Consider the following 15,474-nt stretch of genomic DNA (forward strand, 5'->3'; position numbering starts at 1 on the left):
GATAATGAAAGTAAAAAACGGAAAGGTGCTGGCCGTGCTGCTGCCGGTGCTGCTGCTGGCTGCCTGTCAGCCTGGAGGAAAGCAGGAGGGAAAGACGCAGGAGCCGGAAGAAAGCACCGCTGTCCGGCAGCCGGTGGATACGACAAAAGCCGTGGCGGTTTTCAGCCGTAACAAGGAAGACCAGTTTGAAGACAACGATTTTACTGTACAGATATTTCCTACCGGAAACGAGCTGGTGTTCAGGCTGGATATGCGCTATGGGATGAACCACGCTGCCGATAAGCTGACCATTCCCTCAGATGATATCTTTAAGGAAATGGCAATACAGCCGGGTGAGGACAACGATCATTGCATCGTCGGATTTAACGACAAGACAGGCAGGTTCCGGGAGATGATAGAGATCAGCGGTTCCCGCACGCGGATCAGTATGCGGACGCTGCGGAAATATTACATTGAAACCGGGCAGTAAGCGGCAATAAGTTTATCATGTACATAAAATAAAACGAGGATTATGCGATTAGTAAGATTGGGTACTGCCGGAGCGGAACGTCCCGGTATACAAACCGAGGCCGGTGTATTTGATGTCAGCGCTTTCGGAGAGGATTATTCCGGACAGTTTTTTGCAACAGACGGCGTAACGCGGCTGCGGCAATGGTGGGCGCGGCACGAAAAGGAATGCCCGGCCGTTCCGGAAGGTACCCGTTTCGGGGCTCCCGTAGCGGCTCCTTCCAAGCTGATCTGTATCGGGCTTAACTATGCCGATCATGCCCGGGAAACCAATGCGACCCCGCCGGAGGAACCGATCATTTTCTTCAAGGCTACCTCTTCCCTGACCGGTCCCAACGATGAGGTGATCATTCCCCGGAACAGCGGGAAAACAGACTGGGAAGTGGAGCTGGCCGTCGTGATCGGTAAAAAGGCATCCTATGTGGAAGAAGGCGATGCCATGAATTACGTGGCGGGTTACTGCCTGCACAACGATTACAGCGAGCGGTCGTTCCAGCTGGAAAGGGGAGGGCAGTGGGTAAAGGGAAAGAGCTGCGATACCTTTGCGCCGCTGGGTCCCGCCCTGGTAACCCCGGACGAGATCGCCGACATCAACAAGCTGCGTTTATGGCTGACCGTAAACGGTAAAAAGATGCAGGACGGCAACACGGCAGACCTTATTTTCAAAATACCTTTCCTGGTCAGCTACCTGAGCCAGTTTATGAGTCTGCTGCCCGGCGATATCATCTCTACCGGCACGCCGGCAGGTGTGGGCCTGGGTATGCAGCCGCAGGTATACCTGAAAGCCGGGGATGTGGTGGAATGCGGAATAGACGGCCTGGGCAGCAGCCGGCAGGAACTGAAAGCCTGGAGCGCATAGAGACCTCGATATGCCCTTAACCTTTTGCCTTTCACCTTTCACCTTTTGCCTTTCACCTTAACCCTTCGCCTTATGAAGAGATATTGCCTGGCCCTGGACCTGAAAGACGATCCCGGCATGATCGCCGAATACGAAGGATATCACCGGCAGATACGGCCGGAGATACGGAAGAGCATCGAGGACGCCGGTATCACGGTCATGGACATATACCGTACGGGTAACCGTTTGTTCATGATCATGGAGGTAGATGACAGCTTCTCGTTTGAGGAGAAGGAGGCGATGGATGCGGCCGACCCCAAGGTGCAGGAATGGGAAAACCTGATGTGGAAATACCAGCAGCCCCTTCCCTGGGCAAAGCCCGGTGAAAAATGGGTATTGATGGATCAAATATTCGGTCTGTGATGAACAGTTTCGATGAAAAAATCATTCCCGGCACCATCGATGCGCACCAGCATCTCTGGCAGTTTGACCCGGTACGCGATGCCTGGATCACGGAGGATATGAAGGCCATACAACGCGACTTTCTGGCCAACGACCTGCTGGAAGTACTGACCGAAAGCGGAGTGGAGGGCAGCATCGCCGTGCAGGCCGATACCTCGGAAAACGAAACCGCCTTTCTGGTCGAGCAGGCGGAGCGCAATGATTTTATCAAGGGGGTGGTCGGCTGGGTGGATCTGTGCAGCCCGGCGGTAGCGGACCGTCTGGCCTTTTACCGGGAAGGCAGCAGGAAGATAAAAGGATTCCGGCATATCGTACAGGCGGAACCGGATGATAACTACCTGTTGCGGGAAGATTTCTGCAGGGGCATTGCCGCACTGGGAAGTCTGGGATTTACCTATGATATCCTGATATATCCGAAGCAGCTGCCGGCCGCGATACGTTTTGTTGAAAAATTTCCCGACCAGCGTTTTGTGGTGGATCATCTGGCCAAGCCCCTGATCCGGGAAAAGCGGATTTCGCCGTGGGCAGAACAGATGAACATCCTGTCCGGACACCCGAATGTTTTCTGCAAGGTATCGGGCATGGTTACCGAGGCGGACTGGCAACGCTGGAATGCGGATGCGCTCCGGCCTTACCTGGATGTGGTCTTTGAAACCTTTGGGCCCGAGCGGCTGATGTTTGGTTCGGACTGGCCGGTATGCCTGGTGGCCGCTTCGTACAGGGAAGTGATAAAAGTAGTAAGAGACTATACCGGTCAGCTTGACCCTGCCGCAAGCGCTGCGGTAATGGGCGGAAATGCCCGGCATTTTTATCAGTTGGAAGCTTAAAAAAAAGAGACGATCATGGATCTGAAATTAAAAGACAAGGTATTTATCGTTACCGGCGGAGCAAAGGGCATCGGAGAGGCCATCAGCCTGGGGATCGCCGCTGAAGGCGGCATTGTCGTTATTGCCGGCCGTAACGGCGACGATAACGAGAAGGTGGTGAATGCCATTACGGCTGCCGGCGGAAAGGCTTCAGCAATCGCCGCCGAGCTGGCCAATCCTGGGAACTGCAGTAAAGTGGTGAACCATGCTGTGGAGCGCTGGGGGCAGATAGACGGCCTGGTGAACAACGCCGGGGTAAACGACGGCGTGGGGCTGGAGAAGGGAGACCCTGTAAAGTTTCTCGAAAGCCTGCAAAAAAACCTGCTGCATTACTATTGCATGGCGCACTACGCGCTGCCTCATCTGAAAAAGACAAAAGGTGCCATTGTCAACGTCGGTTCCAAGGTGGCCACCACAGGACAAGGGAATACCTCCGGCTATGCCGCGTCCAAAGGAGGCGTCAACGCCCTTACGCGGGAATGGGCGGTGGAGCTGCTGGACAGCGGCATCCGGGTGAACGCGGTAATCCCGGCCGAGGTATGGACGCCTTTGTACGACAACTGGATCCATTCGCTTCCCGATCCTGAAACCAAGCTGGCTTCCATTATTTCCAAGATCCCGCTGGGGCACCGGATGACCACATCCGAAGAGATCGCCCATACCACCATTTTTTTACTGAGCGAAAAATCGAGTCATACTACGGGTCAGATCCTGTATGTAGACGGAGGCTATACCCATCTGGACCGGGCGGTATCCGCCTGAGTACAGGGGTTCTGAAAAGCCTGCGCCCTGCCGTCCGAAACGGATTTTAAATCTTAAACCAACCATATGCCTGGAATCATTACTGCTCCGCCCTCCGGCAGCCTGCCGGAAAACCCGAAGGCCAACTATACTTTTCCGCTTATCCTGGTGACCAGCCTGTTTTTTATGTGGGGGTTTGCCTACGGTTTGCTGGACTCGCTCAACAAGCATTTTCAGGATGTGCTGAACGTGACGCGGCTGCGCTCCGGTCTGCTGCAGGCCGCTTATTTCGGGGGCTATTTTCTGATGGCTCTTCCGGCGGGCATGATCATGAAGCGGTTCGGCTATAAACGGGGCATTATCCTCGGGCTTATCCTGTACGCCATCGGCGCGTTCTTGTTTTACCCGTCGGCCAACATGCGGAGCTTTGATTCTTTCCTGCTTTCGCTGTTTATCCTGGCCTGCGGCCTCTGTTGCCTGGAGACGGCGGCCAATCCCTACGTAACCGTATTGGGGAAACGGGAGACCTCGGAGTTCCGGCTGAACCTTTCACAATGCTTTAACGGCGTCGGTTCTTTCCTGGGCCCGTTCCTGGCGGCGCATGTTTTTTTCGGGGGGGATAAGACGGAAAATGCCAATGAGCTTTCATCCGTACAATACACCTACCTGATCATCGGCGTGGTAGTGCTGCTGATCGCCTTTCTTTTCTACAAAGCGCATCTGCCGGAGATCAACGAAGAAGAACAGCTTTCGGAGGAAGCCCATCAGCATTCCCGACCCCTGTTCCGGAACCCTCATTTTGTATGGGGCGTGATCGCCCAGTTCTTTTATGTTGCCGCTCAGGTAGGGGTTGCCGCCTTTTTTATCAACTATGCCACTGAAAGCTGGGCCGGCACCTCCAGCGAAAAAGCGGCCACGCTGCTCGGCGTCAGCCTTGTCCTGTTCACCATCGGCCGTTTTGTGGGGACGGCGCTGATGCGCGTCATCCGCCCGCACAAGCTGCTGGCGGCCTATGCGCTGATCAATATTCTGCTGTGCATAGCCGTGATCAAAGCGGCGGGATCATTAGGCGTATATTCGCTGATGCTGATCTTTTTCTTTGAGTCCATCATGTTTCCCACCATCTTTGCCCTGGGGGTAAAAGACCTGGGCCGGCATACCAAGCCCGGCGGATCATTCCAGGTGATGGCGATCGCAGGCGGCGCCGTCAGTCCCTTGTTCATGGGTTGGATCGCGGATCGGCAAAGTACCGCCGTTTCCTTTATCGTGCCCCTGATCTGCTTTGTGATCGTGCTGTATTACGGAGTAAGCGGATACAAGATCAGGAAGGCGGGGTAAAGAACCCACCGCTTCAGATCAGACCGCTCCGACAGGCAAGGGCCACCAGCTCTGCGACGTTTTTGGTGCTTGTTTTTTTCAGCATGTTCTTGCGGTGATTGGCGATCGTATTTTCGCTGATCTTGAGCTTGTCGGCGATCTGCTTGCTGCTGAGTCCTTCTGCCATGTATTGCAGTATCCGGGTTTCCTGCGGGGAGAGCCGCCTGTCTTCCTCATAAGGATAGAAACAGTTCTCCGCAAGGGTATGCCGCACCGTGTATCCGTTATCTTCTTCCATTTTTTCGATGTTATGATAAACCAGCCGGTCTTTTTTGAACAGGCTGATATCGATAACCATGCCGAGACTGTAAAGGGGAAGCCCGGTTTCGGGAGAGGTGATATAACAGCCGCGTTGCAGCACCGGCAGATACCGGCCGGATTTATGCTTTACCCGGAAGTTATAGGAAAAGATAAACTTGGAATGTTCCGCAAAGGATTGCGTTTTTAAAAAGCTGACATTGGCCGGAAAGATACATTCGTTGTAAATCCTGAAATCATCCCGGTGGAATATTTCCAGCAGCATGGGAATACCGCCTTCCAGAAAATCCCGCGGATCGTAAGAGGTGATCAGACGGGAACTTTCCGTCATGACCAGATACCGGGAGTGCATATAATCAATAACAAACAATACCGGCGGCACATGACTAAGCGTAGCGCCCAGCTCGCGGAAGCGGGTCAACAGCTGATGCATCTCCTGCTGGTCAATTGAGTCATTGACATAATACAGGTTCTGCAGATGTCCTTTGTACGTAAAATCGAGCGGACGGCTGATGCGCATAAAATTGTGTCTATACCCTGCTATTTTTCTCCAAATATAATTCTAATCATTATAAATATCAAAGGATATATGGATCCATGATTTTTTATTTATGGTTCATTATTTTATTGATAAACAATTATCTATGAATAAAATTAATTTATGTGATATAATAAATTGTCTCTGATCTTAAACCGGCACTCCTGTGCAATAGCCATAAATGGCTATTGCCGGGCATCGGGCGCGCTTTTACTTTCGCAGGATAAAAAACCGTACTGCCCGGGCAGAAGCGGGCGCATAGCGCCGGTTTCCGTTCGAGACGGCAGCCAAGGTTAAACCATTTGTCAATCTAAAATTTAATCATGAAACGAATCCATTTGCTGCTGCTTGCTTTTTGCCTGGCGGCAGCTTGTAAAAAAGATGATGATAAGCCGGCCCCGGAGGATAAGCCAAAGCCGGGAGCGGAGCTGGTAAAAGCGGTGGGCGAAGAGGTGTCGGCCGTCGACAGCCTGAGCAGCTTTGCCGTTTACCTGGGCGACCTGGAGCTGAGCGATGCGGAGGCCGCCGCCGGCGTTACTGTTTTTGCGCCCGTAAACAGCGCTTTTGCCAATGCCAGCGCCCGTCTGGCTGATCCGCGGGGCGGACAGCTGCGGGAAAAGCTGCCGGATTCATCGGATCTGGAAGACTATGTCGTAAAAGGCATCGTCGGGGTAGATGCGCTGACCAACGGCAAGAAGCTGACCAGCCTGAGCGGGAATACGCTGACCGTTACGACGGAGGAGGGTGGAGATGTCCGCATCAACGGCGTGCTGCTCAGCGGGAAATCCGTGGCCAGCGGAGAGAAATCGGTTGTGCATTCCCTGGCCGGCCTGCTGAAGAAAAATCCTTCCCTGACGGTTACCGTATGGGATGCTTCCCGGTGGACCGCCGCCAAACCACGCGGTGAGGTATCGGCTGAGGCAACGGTATCGTTGTACCGTACCCGTGAGGATTATGCTTCCGGAAAGCCGCCGGCCTATACGGCCAAAACAGCCAGCAACGGGGAGGCGAAATTCAAGAACCTGGAAGCCGGTACGTATTATATCGTTGCGCAGCAGGAAGATAAAAGCAGCATCTTCCGGGAGTCCGGGTTATGGAGCGAAACCCCGGTAGAGGGTGTCTATCTGGGCTACGCTTCTGATACTTTGTTCCAGACCCAGGCGGAAATAGATAACGGGGTTTACCAGGCAGGCGCGGCGCAGGGTAATTTCCGGTACCTGGATGCCAACGGCGACGGCAGGATTGATATGAATGATTTCGTAGCCCTTCCCTACCAGTCGGTAGTGGCCGAACAGGGGGGAGCCGTTTCCATATCTATACTGGTGGGTTACAGCAATAACGCCCAGCTGGGGCCGCTGCCCGATATCGCTGCTGCCGGTACGCTTCTCGATGCTGTATACCAGGCTGCCGCCGCAGATTTTCTTACCGGCACCCTGCTGGACGGTTATCTCAGCGATGATGCGGAGGCAAACAGCGGAAGCTGGGCAGCCATCGACCATTTCGGTTTTACTCCGGCAGATAATGTTTTCACCGGCCGCTGGTCGATTGCTTACCAAAGCATCATGAAGCTGAACCGGATCCTGCGGGATGTGCCGGAGATGGCCGCTTCTTCAGACAAGAACACCGTTATCGCACAGGCCAGAGCCCTCCGGGCGCACATTTACCTGCGGCTGCTGGCCTACTTCGGCAATGTGCCGCAGCTCTCCGGCGTGATCATCCCGCCCGACTTTTCAAACGGCAATTCCCAGCAGGTATATGACGATGCTATAGCTGATCTCAAAGCGGCTGTGGATGTCCTTCCGGCCAAATGGGATGCGCAACACGCCTATAAGCTCAGCAAGGGAGCGGCCAATGCCTTGCTGGCTAAAGCTTACCTGATGCATAAGGATTATGGCAATGCTGCCAATTATGCCCGGGTGGTGATCAACAGCGGTACCTATCAGCTGTTGCACGACATTGGAGATGTTTTTAAAGACAATGTCAACAAGGAAGTGATCTGGGATATTTCAGACCAGGCGGCTTCTGCTGAATTTATCAACTACTTTGCCCGGGGCACGCACTGCCCGATAGTACGGCTGGGAGAACTTTACCTGATCGCCTCCGAAAGCCTCCTGGAAAAGAGCGGCGTATCCGCCGAGGTGGTTAGTGATGTCACTATGTTGCGCATCAGGCAGGGCATGACCGCAGTATCTGCGGGGATGACCGCTGCAGAGATCAGGGCCGCGCTCAGGGAGGTATGGCAGAAGGAGATGTATCGCGAGGGCAGCCGTTTCCTTTGCCTGCAGCGCTGGGGCATTGCCCAGCAGGTACTGGGATCGAAGGGCTATCATACCGGTAATGATCTTTTGCCGATACCGCAAAACTATATGAACTTATATCCTGGGATCAGACAGAATCCCGGATATTGAGTGTTTTTGATTGACAACTCCATTGTTGTTGCCCCAAATGCTACGGCTGCGGCGTACCCCCGGTATGCCGCAGTTTTTTTGTATCCTGCTGTGTGCCTGCGGGTATTCATCCCCCTGGACTACTCTGCTCAGGAATGCTCCGGCGTTTTGATCCCCTCCAGCAGCACTTCGAGCATTTTCCGGTCCAGCCGCCGGCCTTTGTAAGATTCGTAGCTTATATCTTTCCGGTCGCTGTCCAGTATGCCAAAGGAGCCGCGGAGGTTCCAGAGCGACCAGCCCCAGCCGTAGGATTTCCACAGGGCCAGCTGATCGTGCATATAGGCCAGGGCTACCTTGTGCGGCGTGCGGTTATATACGCCCCATTCGCCCACATGTACCGGCACACCCTGCCGGTTGAGCGCTGTCCAGGGCCTGAAATGCTGCCGGAGGCGCTCCTTATCCCAGACATCCGATGCGCTGAGCCGCAGCGGCCATTCCGGGACAGGCATTTTCCGGTCTTTCCATACCCAGGATGCCTGGTAGTGGGTGAGCTGCATGGGGGCGTAGCCGTGGGTGCTCTGGAAGATACTTTTGTCGGCAGCCAGGTCAGATACGGGGAGGTTGCCGTACTCCAGCCCGTCTACGACGATACGCCGGTCCGGATCGATCTCCCGGATGGCCCGGGTGAGCTGCTGCAGCACCGATATATAGCGTTCTGCCGGTATGGCTGAGCCCGGCTCATTGATCAGGTCGAAGCTGAGCCGGTTGCTGTCCGTGCCCTTATAGCGGCGGGCGATATATTGCCAATGGTAGGTAGCTGCTTCCAGCGCTTTGGCCTGGTCCTTCGCCGGGCCGGAGAAGAGCTGCAGCGGTTCCTTATCCCCGTCGTTCACGCAGTAGCCCGGAATGCGGTGGAGGTTGAGGCAGATGTGCACGCCGTACTGCCGGCCAAAATCCACTACCTGATCCACCAGCCGGAAAATCTCCTCATCGATCTTCATCCATTGCGCGGGATCGGGCTTGCTCCAGTTCCAGTAGCTCATGGGAATACGGGCGAAGTTGAATTTCCATTCCGCCATCATCTCAAAGTCCTGTTCCCGGAAGGGCTGGGGATGGAAGCCCGAGAAGAGCTCCAGCAGGTTGAAGCCATACCAGCGCGGGTTCTCCGCCCGCTGAAGGGAGGGGAGGGCGCCCCTGACCACGGCGCCGGGGAAAGCGGCCAGCAATGCTGCTGCTGCGCCCTGTTGCAAAAAAGTTCTTCGCTGCATAAGAAGGAGGAGTGTTGGAAGATAAAGATAATGCCTTTTCCGGCTCCCGGCGGGCGTACCGGCAGGTTGGTCAGGAAATTCAGCCCCGCTATTGCCACCAATAAAATTTATCCCTATCTTTGCACCCCCTTCAGGGAAGAGCGCGGCCCACGGCCCCGTTCGGTTGATTCCGTAGCTCAGTTGGTAGAGCACGACACTTTTAATGTTGGGGTCCTGGGTTCGAGTCCCAGCGGGATCACCTCTTGGGACAAGTCTAAAAAAGAAAGACTTGTCCCATTTTTTTTACCTTGTAACTTGCTGTTATTCTGATAGATAATAGCAATCGCAGAATTTAGTCTCCGAGTTCGATGTTGTGTTCCGTCAAATTCCAAAAAATCGGGGAACATCGAACTCACTATAAGCCTTTTTTCCTCAATATCGCCGTTTTCATAGCGTCTATCAATGTTTGCGACCTTTTTTAAGGTAGATGCTACTAAGTCTTTAATCTCCGTTCCGACTACTGCCAAGTCGTTTAATCTTCTTTCCAAAACCTCAATCTTTCCTTTGGTCAATTTCTTTACTTCTTGGAAATCGTCATCTGCCATTTCTCCATCGGCATTTTTTAAAAGCGCATTTTGATAGCGTTTGTTCAACGCATCAATCTCACCTATGATATTTGTCCGTTCGGTATTTTGGGCTTTGGTTTTGTTATTGAAATCTTTTATAAAGGCTTCGATAAAAACATCGACCATACCCTCTTTTGGCGACATATACCGTAACTGTTTTAAGAAAGCCTCATTGGCGGTTTCGGCTTTGAACCGTACTCCGCAGGAGGAAGTGCAATGATAGTAGTAATAGTAATTGCCCATCTTGCCTTTTGAGGCACTTCCTGTGAGCATCCTATTACAATTAGGGTTAGGGCATTTAATAAACCCTCTAAGCGGTAGATTGTCCATAGCCACGATTTTAGGCTTTACAACCCTCTTTCTCCCATCGAGAATATCCTGTACATCCGCAAAGGTCTTTTCGCTGATTAATGGCTCATGCTGTCCTTTGACAAAATATCCCTTTTCCTCTTTGTAAGGAGGAATGAATATTTTGCCACAGTACAAGGGGTTTCGGACGGCTACCCAAAAGTTATTTTTGCTGAACCGACCTTTTCCATCGGCTTTCTCCCGAACCATTTTCCATATCTGTTCCGTATTGAAGTTATTGGAAATGATTTGTTCAAACGCCCATTTTAAAAGTGGTGCTTCAAAATCATGGGGTGCAATGAATTTCTTTTTGCCCTCTGTTATCTTATTGACATATCCCAAAGGAGCAGTACCCATATACCGCCCCTCTTTTTTCGCCCTGCGCATTCCGTGAAAGACATTTAATGCACGCCTGTCGTTCTCAACTTCCGGTGAAGCGAGATAGAATGCAAGCATGATTTTATTTTCGGGAATGGTAAGGTCTAAGGGCTGTTCTATCGCAACAGGCTCAACGCCATGTGTCCGTAACTGGTTAATCATCTGATAGGCATCCCCTGCGTTTCTACTGAACCTATCCCATTTGGTAAATAATATTATTGACCCCGCTTTGTTGTTCTTTGTTTTGCGTAGGTTGGATAAATATTTCTGCCACTCTGGACGCTTGAAAGATTTTGCCGAATGGTCTTCTATGTAAACATCCCTTACCGGAATACCTTTTATCTCACAATATTTTCTTAATCGGTCTTCTTGGTCACGTTGCGAATATCCCTTGTCCGCTTGCTCGTCTGTCGATACACGTATGTATAAATCTGCCTTTCTCATCACAACAGTTTTCCTTGTTCATTGGGTTAAAGTTTTCCTCTTAGATACTGGTTAACTGCAATGTGAGCTATCTTTTTGACGAACTCCAAGATGGTTTTTGCTTCCTCTATATCGACCTCTGTTCCTTTCTTTTTCAAGATTTGTACCACTCTTTCGGGTGTTAAATCGTTCGCTTTTTCTTTCTCCATCTTCAATTGATTTTTGCCTGTTAACCACACGGATTAATCCGTACAGACAAACTTATTACACTGATGGAGTGGATATTGAATTGTGTCTTTGAGTTGAATTACTTGGCTTAGATTGGCTCAAAGTGTTACAATAACCTAAGCACATTTACGGCGTTCGCTCCGCTACTGACCGTAAAAGAGCTTATGTTTATGATTGTTAACAGGAGATTGAAGATGTCGTTCCACAGGTTGGGCTGTTCCACTCCAGACTTCAATCACCTGTTACTGTACGGGCGAACATTAAATTCTTGATAAACCATTTCGGCAATGCTATCCTCATTACTTCCACGTTTGGTTACGCCTAAAAGCGAGTATGCCTGTTGTTCACGTTTCATGGAGCAAAGGTATGTCCGTGTTCTTAACGTAGGCAAAAGGTCATGCAAGTTTGGAAAAAAATCTCCAGCCCGTTGGGTGTATTTTTTGTCCAAAACCTTGTGCCTACTAAACACTAACCTTTCATGCTCCCGAAACGAAACACAGCATACTCCGACTCTTTACACGAATAAAAAAAATGTCAGGCATGAGGAATACAAGCATTGAAAATGGTATTGAAACAAAACAACAGCACCACCTCTCATTGCCGAATAACTCAAAAAATTTAATTCAAAACAGTAAAGAAATGACACATCAAATAAACACATCGGAAGCAAGGGTATATGTCGGCACATACGCAAAATATAATGACGGTTCAATTTTCGGGGAGTGGCTAACGCTATCCGATTATACGGACAAGGAAGAATTTTACGATGCTTGCAGGGAGTTGCACGAAGACGAGGAAGACCCCGAATTTATGTTTCAAGACTACGAGAACATCCCAAACGGATTAATCGGCGAAAGTTGGATAAGCGACAGCATATTTGAGGTTTTGGAGGCTTTGGAAGCTATGGACGAAAGCCGACAAGAAGCATTTCTAATATGGTGCGACAATGGACACCGTAAGCTATCCGAGGGCGATATTGACGACCTAATAAGCGACTTTGACGATGACTATATAGGGGAATACAAGGACGAGGAAGATTTTGCCTATGAACAGGTAGAGCAAATGGACTTACCCGAATTTGCAAAAACGTACTTCGATTATGAGGCATATGCCCGTGACCTGTTTAGCGGTGACTATTGGAGCAATAGCGGTCATGTATTTTATAATTCGTGAATTTTCGGGAACGGTGCGCCGTTCCCATTTTTATTAAATTCGGACGGGCAAAAAAGACAGATCCTCCCCTGGTCGGAACAGTCTTTTTTGCGGTAAGCGGAACAACCCCTTTGTTAAATGCTTCCGGTTCGCCGTTCCTTACCTGCATTTCTCAAACAGGTTGTATTCGGATTAGACTACTTTCTTTCGTGAGTTGAGACGGAAAAGAAAGTAGCAAAGAAACCTAAGATTATGTATAATCATCTGAATTGGTGGTGATACGAATGTTTTATTTATTAAATTTGTTACATAACAACTATTCTTGATAGCAACTAATTTATGAAACAAGTCCAAGAAACAAAAAAGCTTCTGATATTCGAAGAGACTAAAGGAAAGATTACCAAGGTTTATCGACAAAATAAGGAAGATGAAAAAAATGAAAAAACTTTCATCTATTCTAAAAATAGCAAACAAATTGAATGCGAGTTCGAGGGAGAACAAATAAAAAAGATAATCATTGATAGTCCAAAGGACTTTCCTCATTTCGTCAGCGCATTTGGGTATGGTTTTGCTGAAAATAGTTTAAACAATTTTTTTAAATACAATTTCAAGAACAAAGAGGTAGAAACTTTGGTACTTTCTGAAAACAATAAATCAGAAAAGAAAGGGACTTCTTTGATTATAAACTATTCTGATTTAGAAGATTTATTGTCAAAAATCAATCAAGAACAAAGGGCTTGTAACGACACAAAGAAGATTTTAATAAAAAACTTAGTTGTTGAGATATTTCCAAATGTGAATTTTGACTTTACTGAAACCAATAATAATAAAGATTTAATTCTTAGAAATTTAAATGACAAATTAATCGAGAAGTTGACCGCAAACGAAATTGAGCAAATCGGAAACTTTTATGTCAAAGCAACGAGGAAGTTCAAAGCAAGTCATATAGTTAAAAAGATGACAGCAGGCTTGTTAAAAAATGCTCAAATTCTAACTTTACAGGAAATAATTCAGAAATATGAAAAATTGCTAAAAGACAATCCATCGGAGAGCGAGTGGCAAAGGTTCTTCGATGAATACATCACATTATTCGATAGCCGATATGTTCGGAAGATAGACTACAAAAATATTGCGACAGGTATAACTAAATATCCTGATTTAGTTTTGGTTGACATATATGGTTACGTTGATTTTTACGAGCTTAAAAAAAGCGGAACACAATTGATACAGTACGATAATAGCCATAAAACTTGGTTTTGGAGTAAGGACGTTTCAATGGTTATTTCCCAAGTCTCTGATTATTTACAAAAGGCAAAAGAAAACGCTTTAAGTTATGCGAAATCTATTAAAGATGAAACCGAAACTGAAACCGAACAAGGTTTAAATGTGAACATAATAAACCCACGAGCGATTATTGTAATCGGACATACTAATCAATTAGATACAGACAAGAAAAAAAATCAGTTTAAAAATTTACGTGAAAGTTTAAAAGATGTAGAATTTGTGCTTTACGATGAGTTGCTTGAAAGGCTAAAAAACTTATTAGATACAATTAAAATTGACAAATAAAAATCCATCAGCCTACCAATACCTTCCATTACCAATGAACAAAACAATAAAAACAATCTTTATATCCCTATCGATAATATTCGGAACTATAGGTATAGTCTCATTTTTCGCTATCATATTTAACTCCTCGTACCATTTTAATGAAACCAAAATTATTGACCCTGAACTTGCTTCAAAATTTGGTGATTTTTTTGGTGGATTCGTTGGTACAATCTTTAGTATTCTTAGTGTTTTTTTGCTAATTTATACTATTCTTCGTCAAAATAGAGATGGCCAAAAATCCATATTAGAAGCTAATTTTTTCAGAATGATTGATTACCACAATCAAAATGTTAATCAGCTAAAAATATCGCATTTAGATATAAAAAGAAAAGCAGAAATCTCTGATGGCAGAAGAGCATTCGTTCAATTTAAAATCCAAATTCACAGGTTATTTGAGATTGTTAAAGAGATAAATGAAGAAAAAAAGTATGAATTAACACAACATCAAATCGCAGATATTGTATATGTGGTTTTTTACTACGGTATAGATGGTTCTTGGGTCTCCTTTATCGAAGATAAACTACTTATTTACAACCCTATTCATACCGACATTGCGAAAGAAATACAAGATAAAATAAACCTAAATCCCGATTTGAGATATGGCAGAACTAACCAAACTAACCTAAGTACCTATTTTAGGAACATGTACAATGCTATAAAACTTGTGGATAGTTCAAAAATTTTAAAAGATGAAGAAAAAAAGGAGTTGATTAAAATATATAGAGCTCAATTATCAAACCCAGAGTTGTATGTCCTATTCTTTAATGTTCTTTCTCGATTTGGAAGAAAGTGGAAAGAAAATGAATACATAACGAAATACCAACTTCTAAAAAACATACCGACAGGGTATTGTGATGGATACATTCCAAACGAATATTTTCCCATGGATTATGAAGATGAAGAATATTAAAAACTACCTCTGTCCACCATTTACAACCCCGTAAATGGCTTTTTTCATGTCATTGCCAATCAATACATATTTTGAGAAGCCAAGCCCCGATAGTTTATTGATAACTTTTTCATCATCCATATCGCTGTGAGCAATTAATTTCAAAGTAGGGTATTGACTTCTTAACTCCCATAGTTGCTTCATGATGCCTTTATCAAAAAAATCGAGGTCGATGATGCAAATATTGGGTAGTGTTTTTAATAAGGATAGCTGATTGTTCCCATCCACAATATTATCGGAACGAAAGACAACATCTACCCCCGAAGCAACGAGGTCATCATGCATTAAATCCATCACTGGACTTTTATCATTGATAAATGCAGTGGTAATTCGGTTTATGTTCTTAGTCTCCATATTGACGTAGTTTTATTTGTATGGAGTGCCTGTGATAAAAAAAGCGCAGGCAACTACACTTACCGATACTAAGGCACTGGTACGCCGAACCCCGAATAAGCGTATCCGCCCGACGAACTACAGGTCTGTTGATTTCTTGAAATTCTGCGGGTAAAGATCTTTTAAGTTTTTGTGGTTTATTGAT

At 47.7% G+C, this 15,474-nt stretch carries 14 protein-coding genes, 1 tRNA gene and 1 pseudogene; 11 read left to right on the top strand and 5 right to left on the bottom strand.

Annotated elements, in window-relative coordinates:
- Nucleotides 1-4: 4 nt before the first annotated feature.
- The 6 genes from ABD851_RS14165 to fucP all read left to right on the top strand — a co-directional run bounded on the left by ABD851_RS14165 (nt 5) and on the right by fucP (nt 4,752).
- Entirely contained in the window at nt 5-469 is a 465-nt protein-coding gene (locus ABD851_RS14165) for a hypothetical protein (RefSeq protein WP_344980395.1), read from the top strand.
- 42 nt (nt 470-511) lie between these two features.
- Nucleotides 512-1,366, top strand: coding sequence for a fumarylacetoacetate hydrolase family protein (locus tag ABD851_RS14170; RefSeq protein WP_344980397.1), 855 nt, complete (start codon nt 512-514; stop codon nt 1,364-1,366).
- Between the two features lie 72 nt (nt 1,367-1,438).
- Nucleotides 1,439-1,768 (top strand): L-rhamnose mutarotase, encoded by a 330-nt coding sequence (locus tag ABD851_RS14175; protein ID WP_344980399.1) that lies wholly within the window; start codon nt 1,439-1,441, stop codon nt 1,766-1,768.
- Nucleotides 1,768-2,634: an amidohydrolase family protein gene (locus tag ABD851_RS14180; RefSeq protein ID WP_344980401.1), complete on the top strand. Its 867-nt coding sequence runs from the start codon at nt 1,768-1,770 to the stop codon at nt 2,632-2,634. The genes ABD851_RS14175 and ABD851_RS14180 overlap by 1 nt, the downstream gene beginning before the upstream one ends.
- A gap of 15 nt (nt 2,635-2,649) precedes the next feature.
- Nucleotides 2,650-3,435, top strand: a complete 786-nt coding sequence (locus ABD851_RS14185; protein WP_344980403.1) for an L-fucose dehydrogenase — start codon at nt 2,650-2,652, stop codon at nt 3,433-3,435.
- 66 nt (nt 3,436-3,501) lie between these two features.
- On the top strand, nt 3,502-4,752 hold the full coding sequence (gene fucP / locus ABD851_RS14190; protein WP_344980405.1) for an L-fucose:H+ symporter permease: 1,251 nt from the start codon (nt 3,502-3,504) through the stop codon (nt 4,750-4,752).
- A 13-nt stretch (nt 4,753-4,765) separates the two neighbouring features.
- Here fucP and ABD851_RS14195 read toward each other — a convergent pair whose 3' ends face one another.
- A complete protein-coding gene (locus ABD851_RS14195; RefSeq protein WP_344980407.1) occupies nt 4,766-5,569 on the bottom strand; it encodes a response regulator transcription factor in 804 nt (267 codons plus the stop codon).
- A gap of 341 nt (nt 5,570-5,910) precedes the next feature.
- On the opposite strand from ABD851_RS14195, the gene ABD851_RS14200 reads away from it, so the two are divergent.
- Nucleotides 5,911-7,995 carry a RagB/SusD family nutrient uptake outer membrane protein gene (locus ABD851_RS14200; RefSeq protein ID WP_344980409.1) on the top strand — a complete coding sequence of 695 codons (2,085 nt, stop codon included), beginning with the start codon at nt 5,911-5,913 and terminating at the stop codon, nt 7,993-7,995.
- Nucleotides 7,996-8,123: 128 nt separating this feature from the next.
- Here the strand turns inward: ABD851_RS14200 and ABD851_RS14205 are convergent, their stop codons facing one another.
- Nucleotides 8,124-9,242 carry a glycoside hydrolase family 5 protein gene (locus ABD851_RS14205; RefSeq protein ID WP_344980411.1) on the bottom strand — a complete coding sequence of 373 codons (1,119 nt, stop codon included), beginning with the start codon at nt 9,240-9,242 and terminating at the stop codon, nt 8,124-8,126.
- Between the two features lie 165 nt (nt 9,243-9,407).
- Between ABD851_RS14205 and ABD851_RS14210 the strand changes: the two genes are divergently transcribed.
- Nucleotides 9,408-9,480, top strand: a tRNA-Lys gene (locus ABD851_RS14210).
- Between the two features lie 739 nt (nt 9,481-10,219).
- On the opposite strand, the pseudogene ABD851_RS18050 reads toward ABD851_RS14210, so the two are convergent.
- A pseudogene (locus ABD851_RS18050) lies at nt 10,220-11,017 on the bottom strand (recombinase family protein); the annotation flags it as partial.
- Nucleotides 11,018-11,043: 26 nt separating this feature from the next.
- The gene (locus ABD851_RS14215; protein WP_162835070.1) at nt 11,044-11,205 is read right to left on the bottom strand and encodes a hypothetical protein; all 162 of its coding nucleotides are present in this window, start codon (nt 11,203-11,205) and stop codon (nt 11,044-11,046) included.
- A gap of 559 nt (nt 11,206-11,764) precedes the next feature.
- On the opposite strand from ABD851_RS14215, the gene ABD851_RS14220 reads away from it, so the two are divergent.
- The 3 genes from ABD851_RS14220 to ABD851_RS14230 all read left to right on the top strand — a co-directional run bounded on the left by ABD851_RS14220 (nt 11,765) and on the right by ABD851_RS14230 (nt 14,897).
- Nucleotides 11,765-12,397, top strand: a complete 633-nt coding sequence (locus ABD851_RS14220; protein WP_344980415.1) for an antirestriction protein ArdA — start codon at nt 11,765-11,767, stop codon at nt 12,395-12,397.
- Between the two features lie 318 nt (nt 12,398-12,715).
- Nucleotides 12,716-13,945 (top strand): Shedu immune nuclease family protein, encoded by a 1,230-nt coding sequence (locus ABD851_RS14225; RefSeq protein ID WP_280567710.1) that lies wholly within the window; start codon nt 12,716-12,718, stop codon nt 13,943-13,945.
- Nucleotides 13,935-14,897 (top strand): putative phage abortive infection protein, encoded by a 963-nt coding sequence (locus ABD851_RS14230; RefSeq protein WP_344980418.1) that lies wholly within the window; start codon nt 13,935-13,937, stop codon nt 14,895-14,897. Before ABD851_RS14225 ends, ABD851_RS14230 begins: the two co-directional genes overlap by 11 nt.
- 3 nt (nt 14,898-14,900) lie before the next feature.
- Here the strand turns inward: ABD851_RS14230 and ABD851_RS14235 are convergent, their stop codons facing one another.
- Nucleotides 14,901-15,290 carry a DNA-binding response regulator gene (locus ABD851_RS14235; protein WP_344980420.1) on the bottom strand — a complete coding sequence of 130 codons (390 nt, stop codon included), beginning with the start codon at nt 15,288-15,290 and terminating at the stop codon, nt 14,901-14,903.
- Nucleotides 15,291-15,474 lie beyond the last annotated feature (184 nt).

The sequence above is a fragment of the Compostibacter hankyongensis genome, assembly GCF_039541075.1.
In the GTDB taxonomy this organism is placed as follows: Bacteria; Bacteroidota; Bacteroidia; order Chitinophagales; family Chitinophagaceae; genus Compostibacter; species Compostibacter hankyongensis.

Excerpts from the sequence above, each read along its gene's own strand:
- ABD851_RS14165 (WP_344980395.1), top strand. The coding sequence starts at position 5 with ATGAAAGTAAAAAACGGAAAGGTGCTGGCCGTGCTGCTGCCGGTGCTG.
- ABD851_RS14225 (WP_280567710.1), top strand. The coding sequence starts at position 12,716 with ATGAAACAAGTCCAAGAAACAAAAAAGCTTCTGATATTCGAAGAGACT.
- ABD851_RS14205 (WP_344980411.1), bottom strand. The coding sequence starts at position 9,242 with ATGCAGCGAAGAACTTTTTTGCAACAGGGCGCAGCAGCAGCATTGCTG.
- ABD851_RS14175 (WP_344980399.1), top strand. The coding sequence starts at position 1,439 with ATGAAGAGATATTGCCTGGCCCTGGACCTGAAAGACGATCCCGGCATG.
- ABD851_RS14200 (WP_344980409.1), top strand. The coding sequence starts at position 5,911 with ATGAAACGAATCCATTTGCTGCTGCTTGCTTTTTGCCTGGCGGCAGCT.
- fucP (WP_344980405.1), top strand. The coding sequence starts at position 3,502 with ATGCCTGGAATCATTACTGCTCCGCCCTCCGGCAGCCTGCCGGAAAAC.
- ABD851_RS14195 (WP_344980407.1), bottom strand. The coding sequence starts at position 5,569 with ATGCGCATCAGCCGTCCGCTCGATTTTACGTACAAAGGACATCTGCAG.
- ABD851_RS14180 (WP_344980401.1), top strand. The coding sequence starts at position 1,768 with ATGAACAGTTTCGATGAAAAAATCATTCCCGGCACCATCGATGCGCAC.
- ABD851_RS14185 (WP_344980403.1), top strand. The coding sequence starts at position 2,650 with ATGGATCTGAAATTAAAAGACAAGGTATTTATCGTTACCGGCGGAGCA.
- ABD851_RS14170 (WP_344980397.1), top strand. The coding sequence starts at position 512 with ATGCGATTAGTAAGATTGGGTACTGCCGGAGCGGAACGTCCCGGTATA.
- ABD851_RS14220 (WP_344980415.1), top strand. The coding sequence starts at position 11,765 with ATGAGGAATACAAGCATTGAAAATGGTATTGAAACAAAACAACAGCAC.
- ABD851_RS14215 (WP_162835070.1), bottom strand. The coding sequence starts at position 11,205 with ATGGAGAAAGAAAAAGCGAACGATTTAACACCCGAAAGAGTGGTACAA.
- ABD851_RS14235 (WP_344980420.1), bottom strand. The coding sequence starts at position 15,290 with ATGGAGACTAAGAACATAAACCGAATTACCACTGCATTTATCAATGAT.